At 44.9% G+C, this 21,223-nt stretch carries 18 protein-coding genes and 1 riboswitch; of the genes, 15 read left to right on the plus strand and 3 right to left on the minus strand.

The features are described 5' to 3' along the window. Window positions 1-15 precede the first annotated feature (15 nt). Complete coding sequence (locus tag MARME_RS09555) at window positions 16-990, plus strand: GlxA family transcriptional regulator (RefSeq protein WP_013661055.1); 975 nt, start codon at window positions 16-18, stop codon at window positions 988-990. A gap of 52 nt (window positions 991-1,042) precedes the next feature. Continuing rightward, the gene (locus MARME_RS09560; protein ID WP_013661056.1) at window positions 1,043-2,074 is read left to right on the plus strand and encodes a phytanoyl-CoA dioxygenase family protein; all 1,032 of its coding nucleotides are present in this window, start codon (window positions 1,043-1,045) and stop codon (window positions 2,072-2,074) included. 7 nt (window positions 2,075-2,081) lie between these two features. On the opposite strand, the gene MARME_RS09565 is transcribed toward MARME_RS09560, so the two are convergent. Then, window positions 2,082-2,648, minus strand: a complete 567-nt coding sequence (locus MARME_RS09565; RefSeq protein WP_013661057.1) for an NADPH-dependent FMN reductase — start codon at window positions 2,646-2,648, stop codon at window positions 2,082-2,084. A gap of 222 nt (window positions 2,649-2,870) precedes the next feature. Next, window positions 2,871-2,977: riboswitch (TPP riboswitch) on the plus strand. A gap of 193 nt (window positions 2,978-3,170) precedes the next feature. Between MARME_RS09565 and thiC the strand changes: the two genes are divergently transcribed. The 6 genes from thiC to MARME_RS09595 all read left to right on the plus strand — a co-directional run bounded on the left by thiC (window position 3,171) and on the right by MARME_RS09595 (window position 9,729). After that, window positions 3,171-5,120 (plus strand): phosphomethylpyrimidine synthase ThiC, encoded by a 1,950-nt coding sequence (gene thiC, locus MARME_RS09570; RefSeq protein ID WP_013661058.1) that lies wholly within the window; start codon window positions 3,171-3,173, stop codon window positions 5,118-5,120. 45 nt (window positions 5,121-5,165) lie between these two features. Then, on the plus strand, window positions 5,166-6,788 hold the full coding sequence (gene thiE / locus MARME_RS09575) for a thiamine phosphate synthase (RefSeq protein ID WP_013661059.1): 1,623 nt from the start codon (window positions 5,166-5,168) through the stop codon (window positions 6,786-6,788). 3 nt (window positions 6,789-6,791) lie between these two features. Further along, complete coding sequence (gene thiS / locus MARME_RS09580; RefSeq protein WP_013661060.1) at window positions 6,792-6,992, plus strand: sulfur carrier protein ThiS; 201 nt, start codon at window positions 6,792-6,794, stop codon at window positions 6,990-6,992. Between the two features lie 4 nt (window positions 6,993-6,996). Further along, entirely contained in the window at window positions 6,997-7,824 is an 828-nt protein-coding gene (locus MARME_RS09585) for a thiazole synthase (RefSeq protein ID WP_013661061.1), read from the plus strand. Beyond that, the gene (gene thiH / locus MARME_RS09590; RefSeq protein WP_013661062.1) at window positions 7,821-9,023 is read left to right on the plus strand and encodes a 2-iminoacetate synthase ThiH; all 1,203 of its coding nucleotides are present in this window, start codon (window positions 7,821-7,823) and stop codon (window positions 9,021-9,023) included. Before MARME_RS09585 ends, thiH begins: the two co-directional genes overlap by 4 nt. Before the next feature lie 127 nt (window positions 9,024-9,150). Then, window positions 9,151-9,729 (plus strand): Spy/CpxP family protein refolding chaperone, encoded by a 579-nt coding sequence (locus MARME_RS09595; protein WP_041647861.1) that lies wholly within the window; start codon window positions 9,151-9,153, stop codon window positions 9,727-9,729. 121 nt (window positions 9,730-9,850) lie between these two features. On the opposite strand, the gene aroA is transcribed toward MARME_RS09595, so the two are convergent. Beyond that, entirely contained in the window at window positions 9,851-11,128 is a 1,278-nt protein-coding gene (aroA, locus tag MARME_RS09600) for a 3-phosphoshikimate 1-carboxyvinyltransferase (protein WP_013661064.1), read from the minus strand. Between the two features lie 196 nt (window positions 11,129-11,324). On the opposite strand from aroA, the gene MARME_RS09605 reads away from it, so the two are divergent. The 4 genes from MARME_RS09605 to MARME_RS09620 all read left to right on the plus strand — a co-directional run bounded on the left by MARME_RS09605 (window position 11,325) and on the right by MARME_RS09620 (window position 16,999). Continuing rightward, a complete protein-coding gene (locus MARME_RS09605; protein ID WP_013661065.1) occupies window positions 11,325-12,230 on the plus strand; it encodes an aldo/keto reductase in 906 nt (301 codons plus the stop codon). Window positions 12,231-12,351: 121 nt separating this feature from the next. Continuing rightward, the gene (locus MARME_RS09610) at window positions 12,352-12,888 is read left to right on the plus strand and encodes a molybdopterin-dependent oxidoreductase (RefSeq protein WP_013661066.1); all 537 of its coding nucleotides are present in this window, start codon (window positions 12,352-12,354) and stop codon (window positions 12,886-12,888) included. 18 nt (window positions 12,889-12,906) lie between these two features. After that, on the plus strand, window positions 12,907-15,909 hold the full coding sequence (locus tag MARME_RS09615; RefSeq protein WP_013661067.1) for a hybrid sensor histidine kinase/response regulator: 3,003 nt from the start codon (window positions 12,907-12,909) through the stop codon (window positions 15,907-15,909). Further along, a complete protein-coding gene (locus MARME_RS09620) occupies window positions 15,902-16,999 on the plus strand; it encodes an HD domain-containing phosphohydrolase (RefSeq protein ID WP_049787821.1) in 1,098 nt (365 codons plus the stop codon). The genes MARME_RS09615 and MARME_RS09620 overlap by 8 nt, the downstream gene beginning before the upstream one ends. Window positions 17,000-17,096: 97 nt before the next feature. Here MARME_RS09620 and MARME_RS09625 read toward each other — a convergent pair whose 3' ends face one another. After that, complete coding sequence (locus MARME_RS09625; protein ID WP_013661069.1) at window positions 17,097-17,618, minus strand: YchJ family protein; 522 nt, start codon at window positions 17,616-17,618, stop codon at window positions 17,097-17,099. 77 nt (window positions 17,619-17,695) lie between these two features. Here MARME_RS09625 and sbcB point away from each other — a divergent pair, with 77 nt between their 5' ends. The 3 genes from sbcB (at window position 17,696) to MARME_RS09640 (ending at window position 21,012) form a co-directional block, all read left to right on the plus strand. Continuing rightward, window positions 17,696-19,144, plus strand: coding sequence for an exodeoxyribonuclease I (gene sbcB / locus MARME_RS09630; protein WP_013661070.1), 1,449 nt, complete (start codon window positions 17,696-17,698; stop codon window positions 19,142-19,144). A 126-nt stretch (window positions 19,145-19,270) separates the two neighbouring features. Then, on the plus strand, window positions 19,271-20,308 hold the full coding sequence (locus tag MARME_RS09635) for an AI-2E family transporter (RefSeq protein WP_013661071.1): 1,038 nt from the start codon (window positions 19,271-19,273) through the stop codon (window positions 20,306-20,308). A gap of 8 nt (window positions 20,309-20,316) precedes the next feature. After that, a complete protein-coding gene (locus tag MARME_RS09640) occupies window positions 20,317-21,012 on the plus strand; it encodes an SDR family oxidoreductase (protein WP_013661072.1) in 696 nt (231 codons plus the stop codon). Window positions 21,013-21,223: the final 211 nt, after the last annotated feature.

Genomic DNA, 21,223 nt, shown 5'->3' on the forward strand with positions numbered 1-21,223 from the left:
AAAGAGGGTGTAAAGGTGACGTCGTGCGAAGCTCAAATCAATCTTTACTTTTTGGTGTTACCGGATTCAGTGTTACTTGATGTGGCCGGGCCCGCCGAAGTGTTTCAGTATGCTCAGCGGCTCGGTTTTGCAAACTTTAATCTCAAGTTCATCGGACCCGTTAAGCAAGTTAGAAACTCGATTGGTTTAGATGTTCGAGTCGATCCTCTTCCTAGCCATATCGAACCTAATAGTTGGCTTTTATGCACTGGAACAGTTGGGAAAAACGTCGATTTAACTTCGGAATCGATTACCCGAATAGGTCACTGGTTTGACCGACTAGCAGGGCAGTTTTCTAAGTTTATTAGTATTTGCAGTGGTGCTGTTGTGTTTGCGAGCCTTGGCATCTTCTCCCATCGACTTTGTACAACGCATCATGCTCATTTAGACGAACTTAGAGAAACGGATGCAACGTCAAAGGTGCTTGATAACCGACTCTTTGTGGTAGATGGTAATGTTTACAGCAGTGCTGGGATCTCAGCGGGGATTGATTTAGCGCTGCATCTGGTGCAACAAACCTGTGGCGCGAATTGCGCCAGTCAGGTTGCTCGTCATATGGTCTTGTTCTCACGACGAGGACCAAACGACCCAAGTGCATCACCTTGGCTCGAAAACCGCAATCACATTCACAATAGCGTCCATCAAGTTCAAGATAAGATTCAGGAAAACCCTACAAGAATGTGGGCTCTGGAAGAGCTATCGGAACTCGTTGGCTGTAGCCCTCGCCATTTAACGCGAATGTTCAAAGACAATACAGGTATAACGACGCGAGAGTACATTCATAATTTACGCATTTCATTGGCTATGCAGCTGCTACAAACAACGCGCTGGACGATAGATGACATTGCCGAGCACTGCGGGTTTGACGACCCTCGTCAGTTTAGGCGATTATGGGCGAGGCGGTATAGCCAACCGCCGTCCGCGTTTAGAGTAAACAGAATTGACCAATAATTTGACAATAGCGCCATGCACCCAAGGTACGTTAATCGGAGTTAAATGGAATATGGCTGAAAGCACAGACAGGATGGCTTTATCAACTGACATTGGAGAGCTTGGTGTTCCCCAGATAAAGCGTATATGGTCCTCAGTGAATGGGTTTAAACAAGGACAAGATGGCGACAGACGAGCTGAACATGAGTTAGATTGTGCAATATACAATGCGCTAGGAATCAGTGTTCAGCAGGTGCTAAGCTATTTATACACCCAAAATGCTTCGTTCGAAGAGTTCGAGCGTTGGATTGTAGAGTTGGCTGGTCTGCCAAAACCACTCACTGTTAATCGTCTTCAAACCGCGTTCGGTTTAACTCAGCCAAATCCAGAAATAGCGCGTTATTTGCAGCGTGTCGATCAATACCCGCCAGTGTTGAGTAACGAAGATCTTTTATTTTGGGAAGAACATGGCTATGTCATCCTTAAACAAGCCGTCCCTATCGAGCACGCTAAGCAAGCCGAAAATGTAATTTGGGAGTTGATTAATGGGACCCCTTCAGATCCTGCTTCTTGGTATTCGACGCAGGCGCCAGAACGTCATGGCATCATGATTGAAGAGATTCAGAATAAGGTATTTGATCAAAATCGTTACAGCTTAAAAATCCATAAAGCCTTTGCTCAGCTTTGGGGAACAAGTGATCTTTGGGTGTCGCATGATCGGTGCGGCTTTAATCCACCTCAGACCGCGGCGCACCTTTTTCCTGGGCCCGATCTTCACTGGGATTTGGACTTTAGCCGACCTTTGATGTTCTCAACGCAAGGCATTCTCTATTTAACTGATACTGAGCCTGAGCAAGGGGCGTTGACACTCGTCCCAGGTTTTCATAAACATCTCGAAAAGTGGCTTGCTGAGCTTGATCAGAACTCGGACCCGCAGAAACAAGACTTACATGCTTTGGGCTCCAAACCAATAGGAGCAGAAGCCGGAGATTTGATAATCTGGCATTCGTATCTGCCGCATGGAAGTCGCCCAAATCAGGGTGATGCACCAAGAATAGTGCAATACATTAACATGGTTCCATGTTGCCCTCGGCTCACTGAATAATGCTAAATTAAGATGAAGACGTTGAGTCTTGATAGGCTAAGAAAGTCTCCGCTCTGTCCCAAAACAGGTTCAACTGTTCGACAATCATTTTGTCGCTGAGCATCTGTTCCAAGTTGTATTCGATGTTTACAAGCGGGCTTTCATGCGAGGCTTTTAAGCTGCACTCTTCAATGATTGAAAAACCCATTGTGCGGATGACTTCATACATATGTTCTTGAGCATGAGTTGCCCTGACAGATATGTTGGGTAATGCTATTGGGCGATCTATTAGTAGATAGCTCGAAACTAGCCAGTCTAATGCATTCTTCATCACGCCAGAGACGCCGTGAGCGTATTCAGGGCTGCACAATACGATTAAATCAGCGGGTTCTAAAAATGCCTTCCAGCGCGAAACTGAACTTGGCGGATTTTCGTCCTTGTCTACATTAAAGGGGGGAATAGATTCTAAATCGTTAAATATGTGAAACTCAACGTTGTCGGGCGCTGTGGCCTTAAGAGCATTCAAATACAGAGTATTTAGCGAAGCGGTGCGGAGGCTGCCTGACACTGCTGAGATTGTATAAATCCTACTCATTTTTCTTTTACTTCCATTGTTTGGTTTGTCCTTATGATGGAAACTCAATACGTGTAAACAAAGTTTCCAGTTAGTATGGTCTTGTTTAATTACATTACCTTCTTAGCTAAATCACTACCATAGAAAATTAATGCGTCAGCGTCAGATTAGTGCTTTCCGACAAACCTAAACACACGGTTATTTCTTTTCGCTTTACACTCAGATTGCAATTTGTTTATATAAAAAAACTTGTCGGAGTGCCATTTGGCTGAGATCGCATAATTAAATGCGGGATCCGCGGAACCTGATCAGGCTTAACCACCTGCGTAGGGAACAAGAAAATTTACTTTCTTTATTCTGCAGCAAATGTATTTCTGATGATTTTACGAGTGTATTTGCTGTGAGATGTCTCTCAGACTGCTAACGAGTACTGCGCTTTTAAATTCATCGAATACTGTTACCTAACGCATATGAGTACGCTCATATTTTGATAGGTAATCTCCTGACAAGCATTTTCTAAGTTTAATAATATGGATAATGCTCATGTCGAACAAAATTACAAAACAAACTCGCGAACAAAGCCGTTTAGAGGCAAAGGAATTTATTGAGTCTCTACAGGCGAAACCGTGTCCCGCTTCAGAGCGTGTTTACATCGAAGGCAGCGACGCTTCGATTCAAGTTCCGATGCGCAAAATCAATCTAACCGATACGCCTATTGGGTCAGATCCAGATAATTTAACCTTTGAGCCGAACGAAGCTATTTACGTCTATGATTGCTCAGGTCCTTATTCAGACCCACAAGAAAGTATCGACGTGCATAAGGGAATTCGTACCCCACGTTCCAAGTGGATCGAAGACCGAAATGATACGGAAACATTGGTAAACGTCAGTTCTGAATTTGCTCAACAGCGTTTGATGAACGAAAAATTAGACGAATTAAGATTCAAGGAACTGCCAAAAGTTCGCAGAGCCAAAAATGGCAAATGTGTCTCTCAAATGCACTACGCTAAGCAAGGTATTGTTACGCCAGAGATGGAATACATTGCGATCCGAGAGAATCAAAATCGCGAAGCCATTAAAAGTGAGTTGTTGCAGAAACAGCATCTAGGTCAAAGTTTCGGTGCAAATCTTCAAACAGAAATAACGCCAGAGTTTGTTCGTCAAGAAGTTGCGGCAGGCCGCGCTATTATTCCCGCTAATATTAACCACCCTGAAACAGAACCTATGATTATAGGTCGAAATTTCTTGGTGAAGGTCAATGCCAACATTGGTAACTCTGCGGTGACGTCTTCGATAGAAGAAGAAGTTGAAAAGCTAGTTTGGTCAACACGTTGGGGTGCTGACACCGTCATGGATTTGTCTACGGGTAAGAATATTCATGAAACGCGTGAATGGATTTTGCGTAACTCGCCTGTACCTATTGGTACTGTGCCAATTTATCAAGCACTTGAAAAAGTAAATGGGGTTGCCGAAGACCTAAACTGGGACGTGTTTAAAGACACCTTGATTGAGCAAGCTGAGCAGGGCGTCGATTATTTCACGATTCACTGTGGCGTGCTTTTACGTTATGTGCCTATGACCGCGAAACGCTTAACTGGCATCGTGTCTCGTGGCGGTTCAATCATGGCGAAGTGGTGTTTAGCGCATCACACTGAAAACTTTTTATATACGCGATTCCGTGAAATCTGTGAAATCTGTGCCGCGTACGATGTGTCCCTGTCGCTAGGCGATGGTCTTCGCCCAGGTTCTATTATGGATGCGAACGACGAAGCGCAGCTGTCTGAATTGTTGACGCTTGGTGAGTTAACCAAAGTCGCTTGGGAATACGATGTTCAGGTCATGATTGAAGGGCCTGGGCATGTGCCAATGCAGCTTATCAAGGAGAATATGGATCTTCAGCTAGAGCATTGTCATGAAGCGCCGTTTTATACATTAGGGCCATTGACACAAGACATTGCGCCCGGCTACGACCACTTCACGTCAGGTATCGGTGCGGCTCAAATCGGCTGGTATGGTTGTGCCATGCTATGTTACGTGACACCAAAAGAACATCTTGGCCTACCAAATAAAGAAGATGTAAAAGAAGGATTGATTACCTATAAGATTGCCGCTCATGCTGCTGATTTGGCAAAAGGGCATCCCGGTGCGCAGATTCGCGATAATGCCTTGTCAAAAGCGCGTTTTGAGTTCCGCTGGGAAGATCAATTCAACCTGTCTCTTGATCCTGAAACAGCACGTTCATTTCACGATGAAACTCTTCCTCAAGCGTCAGGAAAAGTCGCGCATTTTTGCTCAATGTGTGGCCCGAAATTCTGTTCGATGAAAATTACTCAGGAAGTTCGAGACTACGCCAAAGGGTTAGAGGAGTCCAATGCTCAAAACGCTGACCGTATTGACGCGATCAATGTGGAGCAAGGTATGCAGGAGATGTCTGAGCAGTTTAAAGAATTAGGAAGCGACGTTTATTTAACCACCGACAAACTTGAAAGTTAACGCCTCAATAGTGCGTATTTAAAAGCGAATGTCAAAAGGTTGGTTATGAAAAACGTTGAAAAAGAGAAGGCTGGCGGCGTTGCCGTCAGCGCTAGCAGAATGCCTGTCGTTTGGTGTGTCGGCGGGTCTGATTCGTCGGCTCATGCTGGATTACAGGCGGATTTAAGAACAGGGCAAGATCTGGGGTGTCACGTACAAACGATCGTGACCTCGGTTACAGCGCAAAACTCAAAGCAAGTGGATTTAGTCGAGCCCGTCAGTTTAGAGGTGTTTAATCAGCAGTGGATAACGTTATTGGATGACGTTATCCCCGATGCGATAAAAGTGAGTTTGTTACCGACAGAGAATTTGATTAGCGAGTGCGGTCATTGGTTAAGGGCGGTTCGAGAGAAATTTCCGACGGTGCCAGTGATCTTTGATCCTGTTATGGCGGCCAGTACCAATAAGGGTAATCAGCTTCAAGAATCTGGAGTAGTCGGTGCATTGCTACGGGAAATTTTCCCTAATGTGACTTTGGTGACACCCAATTTACATGAAGCCGAAGTGTTGCTAGGTAATACTGTTAATTCCACCTCGCCAAGTGAATTATATGCACGTGTTTCGCCTTGGTTAAAAGACTTTAATACACAGTGGTTTGTGAAAGGAGGTCACGACAAAACACAGGATGTCAGTTGCGACTGGCTTTTATCGAATGAGCAGCAGGCCATTGGTTTTAGCGCGCCAAGGTTAACTGCGCACAATGACCGAGGCACGGGTTGCACACTATCGACGGCAATTGCCAGTTTTATGGCCCACGGTTATGAGTTGCTGGATGCCTTAACGCTTGCCAAAGCGTATATTAGTGAAGCGCTAAGTCTTGGCGTCGAGATTGGGGCGGGGGCTGGACCACTGGGGCCACCGAGTTGGCCATCGACGCTTTCGTATTTTCCTACGATTTGTTCTAGCGTGTCATCTCTTAAAACCCGCGTTGCAATGGAAGATGAGTTTGCACTGGTTCAAACCTCAAAAATGTCACTGTACCCTGTATTGGATTCGATTGAATGGTTAGAACGCACACTTAAACAAGGCGTGAAAACCGCACAACTGCGCATAAAAAACCCTAATGATCCTGATCTAGACGAGCATATTCGTCAAGCCATTGCGTTGGGTCGTGCTTATGACGCGCAAGTGTTTATTAATGACTATTGGGAAAAAGCCATCGAGTATGGCGCGTTTGGCGTTCATTTAGGTCAAGAAGATCTAGAAATCGCCGATTTGCAACAGATCAAAGAAGCAGGTTTACGCTTGGGTATCAGTACCCACGGTTACTTTGAAATCGCAAAAGTGCTTTCTATTAAGCCGAGTTATGTCGCCTTAGGGCATATCTTTCCAACTCAAACAAAAGACATGCCTTCGTCACCTCAAGGAACGAAACGCCTTAAAAGGTACGTAGCGCTTCTGAAAGGTCATTATTCGACGGTTGCCATTGGTGGAATCAGTGAAAGTCGAGTAGCAGCAGTAAAGCAAACGGGCGTCGATTCTATAGCACTAGTGACGGCCATTACACTCTCGCCTGAACCGGAGCTTGCAATAAAGCGGATTCTTTTGGCTTGTAAAAAGCCTTCTGACCATGAGTCGACTTCTAGCACAGCGTCTGTAATAGACAGCGCGAAGCAGGAGGAGGGGTAGCGTATGGAAAAGTCGTTATTAATAAACGGTGATTCAGTGCTAAGCCAAGCAACGACGATTCGTGAGTTGATTGATGAGCTTGACTTAGGTCGTCATATTGCAGTGGCTGTAAACGGTCATGTTGTTCCAAAAAGCCAGTGGGATAAGACCGACATTCAAGATGGAATGAGTCTGGATTTATTTGAATCGATTGCAGGAGGGTAAAAAGATGACATCAAACAGAAATAATCTAAATGGCACTCAGCTTGATAGTCTGCAAACAAGGTCGTTGTCCATAGCGGGGCATGAGTTTGGTTCACGACTGTTTACTGGAACAGGTAAATACGCAAGCTCGGCGCATATGATGTCGTCTATCGCTGCCAGCGGTAGCGAATTAACGACACTGGCGCTTAGGCGGATGGATTTAAAAAATCGTTCAGACAACATATTAGAACCCCTGCAAAGAAGCGGTATCAAGCTGCTACCCAATACCTCTGGCGCGCGAACGGCTAAAGAAGCGGTTTATGCCGCGCAGCTGTCTAGTGAGTTGTTGGATACAAATTGGGTGAAGCTGGAAATACACCCAGATCCACGGTATTTAATGCCTGATCCGATCGAAACACTCACGGCAGCCGAAGAGTTAGTGCGTTTAGGCTTTGTTGTGATGCCATACATTCATGCTGATCCGGTACTTTGTAAACGGCTGGAAGAGGTGGGATGTCAGTGCGTGATGCCATTAGGCGCCCCGATTGGTTCTAACCAAGGGTTGGCCAGCAAGCGATTTTTGGAGATCATTATTAAACAGACTAATGTTCCTGTGATCGTAGACGCAGGAATAGGCGCACCGTCTCACGCAGCACAAGCGATGGAAATGGGTGCGGACGCGGTGTTGGTAAACACAGCGATGGCGGTGTCTCCAAACCCTGAAAATATGGGCGCAGCATTTAAACTGGCGGTTCAGGCAGGACGCCTAGCCTACGAGGCAGGCCTAGGTCGACAGTCAAATGAGGCAAGCGCCTCGAGTCCATTGACAAATTTCTTGGACACGTTGTCATGAATACGCCTCAATCCACCGATCACTCGTCACCAAAAAAAGTCACTAAGCAACGTATCAGGCTGTTGGAGCAAAGCGCTGCGGTGAGTGGGCAATTTAGTGATGTGCTTGAAAACCATTTGAACTGGGAAGAGTTTGGATCTTGGTGTAAGAATGCGACAACACGAGATGTTGAACAGGCGCTGGCGAGTAGAAAAAAAACATTGTTTGATTTCGCTGCGCTGATCTCTGAGGCGGCGAAACCCTATCTAATGGAGATGATTACTCAAAGTGAACGGCTCACGATGCAGCGATTTGGCAATACGGTCAGCTTGTTTGCACCGCTGTACCTGTCTAATACGTGCGCAAACGAATGTACCTATTGCGGCTTTTCCATGAGTAATGCGATTAAACGTTTAACCTTAAGCGCCGAGCAAATTGATTGTGAAATTGCGGCGATTAAGTCCAAAGGCTTTGATTCGATTTTGCTTGTTACAGGCGAGACGAATAAGGTTTCAATGCCCTATTTTGAGAAGGTTTTGCCGCAATTCAAACCTGCCTTTAGTCAGTTATCAATGGAAGTTCAGCCGTTGGAATCCAGTGATTATAAGCGGTTGCAAAGTTTGGGATTGGATGCCGTTTTGGTATATCAAGAAACTTACCGCCGACAAACGTATTTAGAGCACCATCTTCGTGGCAATAAGTCCAATTTTAATTATCGACTCGACGCGCCTGATCGCATTGGTCAAGCAGGTATTCACAAAATTGGGTTGGGCGTTCTATTGGGGTTGGATGATTGGCGAATCGACTCAGTGATGATGGCGGCGCATCTACGTCATTTGCAGAAGCGTTACTGGCGTTCACGTTTTAGCGTGGCTTTCCCTAGAATACGTCCCTGTGAAGGAGGGATTCAGCCTAAATCTGTGATTTCTGATAAAGAGCTGATACAGCTCATGACGGCATGGCGGTTGTTTGATGCAGATGTTGAAATGAGCTTATCTACGCGAGAGTCTGCCGAGTTTCGAAAGCATGCCATTCGCTTTGGTGTAACGACGATGAGCGCAGAGTCAAAGACTCAGCCAGGAGGGTACGCCGAAGACGCAAAAGAAGCTCTGGAACAATTCGAAATCAGCGATGATCGATCTGTTTACGATGTTTCTAACATGATTCGTCAGCAAGGTAGGGAAGTGGTCTGGAAGGATTGGGACCCAGCGTTGCGGTGATATCGCTTAAAGGTGGTTATCGAACAGTTAAAGGCGCCTTTACACTGCATTTTCTTATGGCTGACACACAATCACACTCGATTGCTCATAATAAGATCATCCATTGGCGATGATAAAGGAGATGAGGATGATGAGGATAAAAGTGAGTGGTTTGCTTAGCCGAGCGAGTTTGGTTGCGTTATGTATCACTGGCGCTGGTTCATATGCAATGGCGGGGGCCGGTATGAAAGGCCCTCATCCAGAGCATGCTAGGTTAATGCCTCCCCCATTGATGGACGGTATGTTTTTCGATGGCATGCGCAAAGGTGAAATGCCGGATATGGCTAAAGTAGAAGGGACGTTGGCGCGCCTTTCTAAAGAGTTGGAGTTAGATAGCGAAACCCGTATCAAAGTATTTACTGTCTTGGAGAAAGGCAATGAGGAAATCAAATCGCTTGAAAAGCAACTGGTTTCTCTCGAAAGACAAATGCATAGGCTTACGCCAAGTGACGAAAAATACTTAGAAAAAGTGGGTGAAAGTGCTGCTAAACAAGCTGACTTAGTGAAAGACCTGATTAAAGTGAAAGCGAAGAATAAGGCCGCTTTATTTGCTGTTCTGAGCTCAGAGCAACAAACCGCTTATCTTGAGTTGTCTGAAAGAAGGCCGCATCGAATTGGACCTAAAAAAAGACTGCCGTTCGAAGAACCTAAAAAGAAGCCTCTCTAGGGTATTTCTTTACTAAGTGTTTCAGGCTCTGAGTTGAAAACTAAAAGGCCCCATAACTCTTTATGGGGCCTTTTTTATTCGATTTTTTGCGCTAGTTTAGGTGACGTTTTTCAACGTTCTATTACTTAGCGACTTGGGAAAATAAATCGAAGTAAGTTGGGAAGGTTTTCGAGGTACAACCCGGATCGTTGATTGTTACTTTCGTATCAGAGAAGGCGACAAGTGAGAAACACATCGCGATTCTGTGATCATTATAAGTATCAATTGCCGCGTGTTTTAGTGTTGGTACTGGAGTAACGGTGATGTAGTCGTCACCTTCGATTACGTCAGCGCCTAACTTTTTAAGTTCCGTTGCCATCGCGTTTAAGCGATCGGTCTCTTTTACACGCCAGTTGTAAATGTTGCGGATCGTTGTCGTGCCTTCAGCGAAAAGAGCCGTGGTTGCAATGGTCATTGCCGCATCAGGGATATGGTTCATGTCCATATCAATGCCTTTTAGCTCGCCGCGTTCAGATTCTATCCAAGTAGGGCCATAAGTGATTTTTGCGCCCATTGCCGCAAGCGCGTCCGCAAATTTAACATCACCTTGGACACTGTCAGAACCCACGCCGTGGACTTTGATTTTACCGCCAGCAATGGCAGCAGCAGCCAAAAAGTACGATGCAGATGACGCGTCGCCTTCAACCATGATTTCACCAGGGCTGACGTAGGTTTGTTGGCCTTTTACGACGAAGGCTTGATAGTCTTGGTTTTCAACTTCGATACCAAACTGCTTCATAACGTGAAGGGTGATATCAATATAGGGCTTGGAAACCAGTTCGCCGTCAACACGAATAACTAAGTCATTTTTCGCCAGCGGCGCACTCATTAGTAATGCCGTTAAGAATTGACTCGAAATATTCCCTTTTATTGAAACTTCACCACCATTAAGACCAGCGGCATTTATTTTCAGCGGAGGGTAACCGGACTCGGCTTGATATTCGACGTCGACACCTAATGATTTAAGTGCGTCGATAAGGTCTCCAATGGGACGTTCGTGCATGCGAGGCTCGCCATGCAGTAGAAACTCGCCTTCGCCTAAGCACAAGGCTGCGGCCAACGGGCGCATTGCTGTGCCTGCATTGCCTAAGAATAAATCAGCTTGGGTTGCATTAATCGGACCGCCTAAGCCTTCTAGGATACAAGTGCGGCCGTCGTCTTCAAGTGTGTATTGTACGCCCATTGTTTTCAAAGCGTTCAACATGTGACGAATATCATCGCTGTCGAGAAGGTTGGTTATTTTGGTGGTGCCTTTAGCAAGAGTCGCTAATAGAAGAATGCGGTTTGAAAGACTTTTCGACCCTGGGATCTGGATTTCTCCATTGGCGGAAGAAAGGGGGCCAAGCGTTAAACTTTCCATCAAAGTTCCTGTATCGTCGTTTGCATGTGAGCTGCGGTGTGCCGCATGTGTGTTTTATTCCAAAGCATTTACATAAATAACCGTTTTTAACGATTTAGAATGCAAGCTTGGTATTATTTTAGGGCGTATAGTGTATACGTATTGACGCGTTATAATCCAGTGAAATGCACCCATATTTACGACTAGAGGACACAAAGTGAAACATCAGTATCATCCATTAGGGTTTGAAGGTTCTAGAATCTCTCAGGGCTTTTGGAGAATGAATGAGTGGGGTTTTAATGCCCAAGAGCGACTGGCGTTTATTGAGCAGGCAATGGAATTAGGTGTGACCACCTTTGATCATGCTGATATCTACGGTGACTATCGTTGTGAATCTCTGTTTGGAGAAGCTCTAAAGATTAAACCTGAGCTGCGCGATGGTATTCAACTGATCTCCAAATGTGGTATTCGACTGCCGAGCGATCAACGTCCAGATGTGCGTCGATATCGATATGATCATTCGCCGGAGCATATTATTCGTTCGGTTGAGCAATCGCTTTTCAATCTAAATACTGATTACATTGATCTTTTGTTACTGCATCGTCCAAACCCATTGATGGACCCAGACGACGTTGCGGGTGCCTTTGAGCATTTGTTTACCCTTGGTAAGGTCAAGCATTTTGGTGTTTCTAACTTTTCTCCTGCTCAGTTTGATTTACTCCAGTCGAGATTAGAGGTGCCCTTAATCGTAAATCAAATCGAATTGTCAGTAGTTGCACCTAAACATATTGAAGACAGTAGTTTGAATCATTTACAACAACACGCTGTTACACCGATGGCGTGGTCGCCCTTTGGCGGCGGTGCACTGTTTAAGGAAATGGGGCTTTCTAGCCATCAAGAGGAGGTGAGGGGCGTTTTACAAAAGGTCGCGAGTGAACAGGATGCGTCGGTTGATCAGATTGCGTTGGCTTGGTTACTGCAACACCCTTCTAAAATATGCCCTGTCTTAGGCTCTGGAAAAGTAGAACGATTGTCTTCTGCCGTCGATGCTTTGAATGTATCACTGTCTCAGGATCAATGGTTTGATATTTGGGAGGCTGCTCGAGGACAGCCATTGCCTTAGCAATATGTGCGCTTGGTGTCGTTTGGTGTCAATTCGTTAATCTCCCATGATTTATTGACTATTATTTCTATAATGAGATGTGAGCTAATTGTTTTTGTGATGAGTGAAAGGAGTTTCTGTGATGCAGAGCGTTAAACGTACTTTATCTCTACGAACTGGGGCGATGCAAAAAGTCGCCTATGCCACACTGTTCTCAGCGGCCGTCTCAATGAATGCTTATGCATTGGATGCGCCAGAGGGGCGAGTGGTTCTGACTGTAACAGGTAAAATCTCGGAGCAAAATACGCCAAATGGTGCTGAGTTTGATCTGGCCATGCTTCGTGAATTAGGCTTTGAAGATCAGGTTACCAATACTCCTTGGACCGACGGGGTTAATACCTACTCAGGTCCTCGTCTAAAAGCGGTTTTGGAAGCAGTGGGCGCGTCTGGAAGTCAAATGGTGGTGACGGCTCTGAATGACTACAGCGCGATTGTTCCTGTTGCCGATGCTAAAAAGCATAATGTATTGCTTGCTTTGATGAGCGATGGAAAAATGCTGAGTGTAAGAGATAAAGGGCCGATTTTTGTCGTTTATCCATTCGACGATGACCCATCACTCAATAACGAAGTCATTCAGAATCGGTCTGTTTGGCAGGTAAAGTCGATTCGAGTCGACTAGCTTTTTCCCAACATTCCAATGAATAATGTCGCGATAAAGGCTCGGTTTACCTTAGGTTTTCTTGCCTTTATTGCGTCCCTCTTTTTAGCCGCGTCTGTTTATTTTTATTTTGAAATTCATCAACGCGCAGAGTCTATTGCAAATCAAAGTGATGAAGATACGCTGTGGGCGATGTACCAGCTTGATCATGAATCTCATTTATTTGCCAATCAATCAATGCTGTTGCTAAATGACTTCAAAAAATCAGGGGTTGTTTCTGATAAACGGCTGTCTAATACGCGTCTAAGGTTTGATATTTTATACAGCCGAGTAAACATATTGTTAGCAGGCAAGCTGAATCGGTTTAGTAAACGAACTGCTAATTTTGATCAGAATATTGAACTGATTAAAACGTCGTTTGATCATATAGATCTTCTTTTATATAAAGACGATATGACCATCGATGAGGTTAGTATTATTCAGCGTGAATCTGTGATTATAAAAAAGTACGCCAAACTGATTTCGGTTGGGGGGTTGCAGCTTAAATCGGATGACCGTGTTAATGCTCGAGCAATCGAATTGCGGTTATATAATCAGCTTGGGGTGCTGGTTATGCTGCTCACCGTTACGATGTCGATTATCATTGCCCTGCTTATGTATTTGATACGAGAAAGTCTAAGGGACAACAAAAGAATGGCGCGATTGGCAAACGACCTTGAGGAAACGGCCGTGGCTGCCAAAGTAGCTGCTCAAGCAAAGTCAGATTTTCTTGCAACGATGAGCCATGAAATAAGAACCCCCATGAACGCCATCATCGGCTTGACGCACCTCGTATTGGATACTGAGCTTCAAGAAAGGCAGCGGCGTTATATTAATCGAATTGACGAATCCTCTAATAATCTACTGCAACTGATTAATGATATTTTGGACTTTTCAAAAGTTGAATCAGGCAAACTTGACCTCGTTGAACGCTCCTATTTACTGGATGATGTCCTAGAGTACATTCATCACATTAGCTTACCCACCGCACGATCTAAGAAACTACTGTTGCTTGTTCAGCGTGACTTCAATCTCGATGATGCCTTTATTGGCGATGTGACTCGCATTCAGCAAGTGTTGGTAAACGTTGTAGGAAATGCGATCAAGTTCACAGATAAGGGGTATGTCTGTGTGACGGTGAAAAGGCGTCAAGAAGGAGGGCTATTATTTTGTGTGGAAGACTCTGGGATTGGTATTGACTCTACTCTTGATGTTTTTGATGGCTTTACGCAAGCCGATGCCAGTACAACACGAAAATACGGCGGCACAGGGCTTGGGTTAAGTATCAGCAAAAGATTGTTAGAGCTAATGGGTGGGCACATATCTTTTAAAAGCCAAGTGGGGCGCGGAACGACATTCTTTATCGAGTTGCCCTATCAAATTGATAAAGCGTCTTCTCAGTTTACTTACGCATCGAAGTCAAAGCTTATTCTGATACCTGATGATCGGCATGCTGCTCAGTTTATTGGGAACTCCAAGTACCTTCCAAGCTTTCAAGTTGTTTCGAATGAGTTGGTTAATGAACGACGTTATGATGTGTTGTTTATTAGTGCAACCAAATTCAAAACGGTAAACAGCGAGGGCGTTGCGTTCAAGGATGTTTGCCCAATTGAGAGCATGTCAAAGCCATGTGTTGTTTTCTGCGATGAGGCTTATGCAAAAACAAGTCTCGGGGAAGTGTTAATCGATATCAGCGGTGTTGAGACGTTGGTCACGCCCAAAGCCGTTTTTAGTAGTTTATCTAATCCCGACAGTCTTAAGCAAAGTCATCTTGAAATTGACGCTGAAATAGACGCTTTTAATCGAGCCAAGGCGTATGTTGGGCGCAGAGTCTTGGTTGTAGAAGATAATCCGGTCAATGCTGAAATTGTCAGGGCATTGCTCGACAAATTGGGTGTGATATCAGTGCTCGCTGAGCATGGTCAGAAGGCATTGGAAGTCATAAAAGTTCAAACGTTTGATTTGGTGCTAATGGATATTCAAATGCCTGTTTTAGATGGGGTTTCAGCGGCTCGTGAGATGCGTCTACAAGGACATAATGTACCTATAATTGCATTGACCGCCGATGTGATGGGAACCGAAAAAAAGGTTGTTTTTGAGGCTGGGATGCAAGGGGTGTTATCGAAGCCGTTTAAACCAACCGAATTATTAGACATTCTCCGAAAGTGGATACCAAGCACTGAAACAGTAAGTGATAGAGCGTTACTTCTTCAGAGCGCTGAGACGTCTGGCTCCTTAAAAAATAATGAAAAAATGGCTGTAGGAGAACGAAAAGCGCCTAAAAGTGATTTTCAAAAAAGCGATACCTCGAAGGGCGGACTCAAAGCTTTCAACCCTGAGCAAGGTTTGTCTGTGATGTTATCAGATCACAGTTTGTATATGAGTGTGCTGACGCGCGCTAAAGATCAGCTTATTAAATTACCCACGACTCTTAAACAGCACTCTCATGAAGCAGTTGTGGTGACGGAGGCTTCCAATCAGGCGTTAACGATTATTCTACATAATACGTTTAGTATGGCGAGGAACATTGGGGCAGAGCGGTTAGCGCATTTAATCAAACAGTTAGAAAATCAGGGGGATTTCCTAACTGAAGATCAGGCGGGACGCCGTGAGCAAACCACTAATTATGTCGCCAATGATGCGATTGTCGAAATTGTTAATGAAGTTTCTACCGTCATTGCTGCCATAGATCGTTATCTTGATCGGCATTCACAAGACGACGTGGACGGTGTCGCTCAACGTGTTATTGAAAATGAGGGTGGTTCGAATAAAAGCGACCGCGAATTGGTTGTTTTGTTACGGCACCTTCGTACCTTACTTGTTGAAGGGAATCCTGATGCAGAAGTTTACATTTTGGATTTTGCTCGTTTCAAAACATTACCGTTCCACAAGGAATTGGAGGAGGCGAGAGCATACATACAGCACTATGATTATAAATACGCTCTCGACATTGTGGAGCGTATTTTGAGGGGAGTAGATCAGGTCGATGGGCGAAATGAATAAGAACGACAATAATGGCTCTACGTTACTTATAGATGGAGCGAATACGTCGTCTCGCAAGACGGTTATGGTTATTGATGATATGGCGGACAATATTGATTTATTGAGAGCGGTTCTGGCGCCTCAATACCATGTCAGCATTGCTAAGAGCGCAGAGGCCGCACTAGGCGTGCTCGAACGTTTGCAACCGGATTTGATCTTGCTCGACATTATGATGCCAGACATGAACGGGTATGAGTTGTGTGATGTTTTAAAAGCGGATTCGAGGCTAAAGCATATCCCAATTATTTTTGTCACCGCTATGACGTCGGAGCAGGATGAATCTAAAGGGTTCGAGATGGGGGCGGTTGATTTTATCACTAAGCCTATCGCTAAAAAAACGCTCCTGTCTCGCGTTCGAACTCATATTACCTTAGCGGAGCGCAATAAGCACGATCGGTTAATGCTTGAAGAGCGAACCGCTCAGCTTGAAGATGCGCTCACGTCGGCAATTAAAATGCTGAGCGAAGCGGCAAGCTTCAAAGATCAAGATACGGAAAACCATATGTGGAGAATGGCGGATTATTGCGCACTTCTCGCTAAAGATATGGGTTGGGATGATTATCGAGTAGAAATGTTCAAGCTTGCGGCACCAATGCATGATATGGGGAAAATCGGAATACCAGACGCTATCCTCACCGCCCCTAGAAAACTCACACCAGATGAATGGGAGATAATGAAAACTCATCCCGAAATCGGGCAGAGTATTTTGAGTAAAAGTGAGGCACCACTTTTTCAAGTCGCTGCTGAAGTTGCAATGAATCATCATGAACGTTGGGATGGAACAGGTTACCCTCAAGGTTTAGCGGGGGAGGATATTCCAATGTCAGCAAGAATCGTCGCCCTTGCTGATGTGTTTGATTCATTGACAATGCCAAGAGCCTATAAACCTTCTTGGCCCGTTGAAGACGCCTATGACTACATTAAGGAAAATGCGAGATTGCATTTCGATCCAGATTTAGTCGAGCGTTTTATTAAATTAGACAGTGGTATAAGGGAAATAAAAGCGAGCTGGGATGGCGCGCTAGAGGAAAACTTGAGAGAACAAGGTTAACCTGTGTTCTCTCAATGTGTATTTACGACGCGTTAATTTGAATTGACGTATTTTAATGAATACGACTACTCTCTATCCGCAATAGTTCTTAAACTTTCTATCCGCAACACTTCTTAAACTTTTTACCTGATCCGCAATGGCAAGGGTCGTTCCTGCCCAGTTTCATTTCTTCAGGTAAAACGTGAGGGGTATTTCCTTGTACTTCATGCTCACCAGAGATGTAATACCAAGCGTTTTTGATCTTTTTGAATAAAGAGCGTTCGCTCAAACGTCCAATGTGTTTGCCTTCTTTAAAATGGGCGGTAAAAGCAACCATGCCTGTTTTGTCTTTCTCTAGTCCATCTTGCGTCTCGTTGACGGCAAGTTTAATCCATTGTGTGCTGGCATTACTGTCTTGCACGTCATCCGCAGATTGTTCTGGGTCGCTTTCAAGCTTCTGTGTGGCGGCAATATAATCGAAGTCATTGAGCACGAAAGCAGAGTAGCGCGAGCGCATTAATGCTTCTGCAGTTGGTGCTGTGCCGGGGTTATGGTGGTACATTCCACAACACATTTCATACGGTAAGCCTGTTCCGCATGGGCATAAAGTAGGTGCTTGGCTAGGCACATTGTTTGGCATGGGTACTCCTCAGATCGCCATAAACATGGTTACATGCGTATAATACCTTTTTATTTTTGATCGAACAGGATTTATTTGTGAGTAACATTGGGCCTAGCTCGTATTTTTGGTTTGATTTTGAAACAACTGGAGTGGATCCTGCCAAAGACAGACCAATGCAGTTTGCGGGGATTCGTACGGATTTAGAGTTTAATCCTATTGGTGATCCTATTATGTTGTACTGCAAACTTGCTGAAGACGTACTTCCTAATCCAGATGCTTGTCTATTAACTGGCATTACACCGCAGGACGCGAACCGTGAAGGGCTTTGTGAAGCTGAATTCATGGCAGAGATAGAGAAAGAGCTCTCTCAGCCAGGCACTTGTGCGTTGGGCTACAACACTTTGCGATTTGACGACGAAGTCGTTCGCTATGGCTTCTATCGTAACTTTATCGATCCTTATGCTCGTGAGTGGCAAAACAAATGTAGTCGTTGGGATGTTATCGACCTTGTTAGGATGACCTATGCCATGAGGCCTGATGGCATCAAATGGCCAAAAAACGACGAAGGCAAAGTCTCATTAAAGCTGGAGTTGTTGACTAAAGCGAATGGTCTTGCCCATGAGCAGGCCCACGATGCTCTTTCCGATGTGTATGGCACCATTGCCATTGCGAAATTAATACGAGACACGCAACCCAAACTGTTCGACTACTATGCGAAAATGCGCCACAAAAGTGAGCTTCAGCAGTTTATAGATCCTTATCGTATGAAGCCGTTTTTGCATATTTCAGGTATGTTCGGGTTGGATAAAAAGTTTGCTGCATTCGTCGCACCGCTTGCACCGCACCCAAGTAATAAAAATGGCATCATAGTGTACGACTTGATGGAAGATGCGACCCCGCTAGTGACCTTAACGGTAGAAGAGATCCGACAACGCGTATTTTCAACGACCGAAGAGCTCGGAGAACTAACGCGCTTACCGTTAAAAGTAATACATTTGAACCGCGCGCCAGCAGTGGCACCTGCGACGTTTTTAAAAGCAGCCGATGTTGTCGAGAGGTTAGCGTTAGACGGTGATGTTTGCCGGACTAATTTAAGCATACTTAAATCAACTCAAGAGTTAGTGGCAAAACTCTCAAAAGTGTTTGAGCAAGAAGAGCGCCGAATCGATAAAGACCCCGATACAATGCTGTACAGTGGCGGATTCTTTTCTAGGGAAGACAAACAGCGAATGGAAGAAATTCGCAGTACGCCGATTGAAGCCTTGGGTGAAATCGAAATGGCGTTCGATGACCGTCGTCTTCCTGAAATGTTTATGCGTTACCTTGGTCGAAACTACCCAGATCAGCTAAGTGAACAACAGCGTGAAGAGTGGGAAGAATATCGTCAAACGAGATTGTTGAATGCAGATGGCGGTGGCACGATTCATATGGATGCGTTTTTTGCTCGTCTAAATGAACTTGCTCAAGATGAAGAGTTAACCGCATCGAAGCGCTTGATGCTACAAGATCTATCCGACTATGCTCAAAGCATTTACCCGTTTTAGAGTCGGTTTATATTTAAAGTCGCTTATTTATGATTCACACCGTAAAGCGAAATAACAGAGAAGTGAATAGGTCAGAAAACGAGCTAAAAGCGTAAGCGGATGGAATCTGTTTAATGAGGAAAAGACATGGTTATACGTTCTAAGGGTACACAGTGGTTAGTCGGCTTTGCGGCGTTAATCATCATTATCGCGGGATTGAAATCGGCGTCGCAGATTGTGGTGCCATTTATGCTGTCTGTTTTTATTGCCATTATTTGTGCTCCTTTAATGTCGAGCTTGCGCCGAAAAAAGGTACCGACGTGGGTGTCTATTTTGATCGTGGTCTTTCTCATATTGGGAGGGCTTGGCAGTATCGCTTTGCTGGTGGGATCATCACTTGATGACTTCTCAAATGCGTTACCCGGGTACAAAGAGCGATTCGGAACGGAATTGGCAAAACTCATTGCTCAGCTAAATACGCTTGGCCTTCAGATTTCCTATGATCAAGTGAAAGGTTACGTAGACCCTGCGTCATTGATGCAAATGTTTGCCAATGCCCTGACCAGCTTAGGTGGCGTTCTGACGAATCTTTTTTTAGTGGTTTTAACCGTTGTATTTCTCTTGTTTGAAGCAGTTGAGCTGCCTAAGAAATTACACATCGCGCTGGATAATGCGCATCGCTCTTTAGCACGTTTCGACCAGTTTATTGTGACGGTTAATCGTTATTTAGTGATCAAAACGTCTGTCAGTGCACTAACGGGTGGTGCGATTACGATTTGGCTGGCCGTGATTGGCGTAGACTTTCCAATTCTTTGGGGTGTGTGTGCCTTCTTGTTGAACTTCGTTCCCAATATTGGCTCCATCATCGCTGCTATTCCTGCGATTATGCTGGCGTTTGTTCAGCTTGGAACACTCGGAGCAGGGCTTACAGCCTTAGGGTTTGCCGCGGTGAATTTGATTGTCGGCAATATCATAGAACCTAGATACATGGGCAAGGGACTGGGGCTATCGACACTCGTCGTCTTTCTGTCATTATTAGTATGGGGGTGGGTGTTTGGTCCGGTGGGTATGCTTTTATCGATTCCTCTCACTATAATTGTTAAATTGGCATTAGAAGCAAACCCGCGTTTACGTTGGATTGCTATTATGCTGGATTCGAACCCAGAGCGTTATAAAAGCAATTAGGAGTCGTTATGGAACGAAATGTGTTAGTAACAGGCGCAGGTCGCGGCATAGGTTTGGCGTTAGTGAAACATCTGCTTGCTAATGGGCATCGAGTTTGGGCGACCTATCGACGACCTGAGAGTGCCACTGAATTGCTGACACTGGAAGACCAAAATCCTTTACTTTCAACTGCTCAACTCGATGTGGCGGAACCGAGCTCTATCTCTGTCTTAAAAGAAAAATGGAAACATCTATCGTTAGACTGGATTATTAATAATGCAGGTTACTATGGCCCGAAAGGGATGGCCTTCGGCGAGGTCGATGTTGCGGAGTGGCAGAAAGTTTTTGCGACGAATACGATTGGCCCCTATCTCATTGCAGAAGCGTTTGTTGATTGTCTCGAGGACAGCGATGCGCCCAAGCTCGCTTTTCTCAGTAGTAAAGTGGGTAGCATTGAAGACAATCAATCTGGAGGAGGGTATCTATATCGCTCCTCGAAAGCGGCACTGAACCAAGTTATAAAAAGTCTATCGATTGATCTTAGGCATAAGGGAATCAGTGTCGTGGCGCTTCACCCTGGTTGGGTGAAAACCGCGATGGGTGGCCCAAATGCTTTGATTTCAGTTGATGTGAGTGTCGAAGGCTTGTTGTCGGTTATCGAGCTCTTAGATTTAAGTAAATCTGGTGCTTTTATCAACTACGATGGCAGTCAAATACCTTGGTAAGTGGACGTGATGTCTATCTTGTTTCGGTTTTCAGTAGGGTGTAACAGGCAAGAATAATGCGAGATTTGCCCTGATTTAACCGAATAAACGATATATTTTTTAAATTTCCTTATTATATTCAATATATTGCTCTTATTAACTAGCGCTTTTGTCACTACTCACCTATAATTCGCCGTCAGGTTTATCCTCGAACTGAAATGAAGTGTCACAA

Origin of the sequence: Marinomonas mediterranea MMB-1 (assembly GCF_000192865.1) — a bacterium.
Taxonomy (GTDB): Bacteria; Pseudomonadota; Gammaproteobacteria; order Pseudomonadales; family Marinomonadaceae; genus Marinomonas; species Marinomonas mediterranea.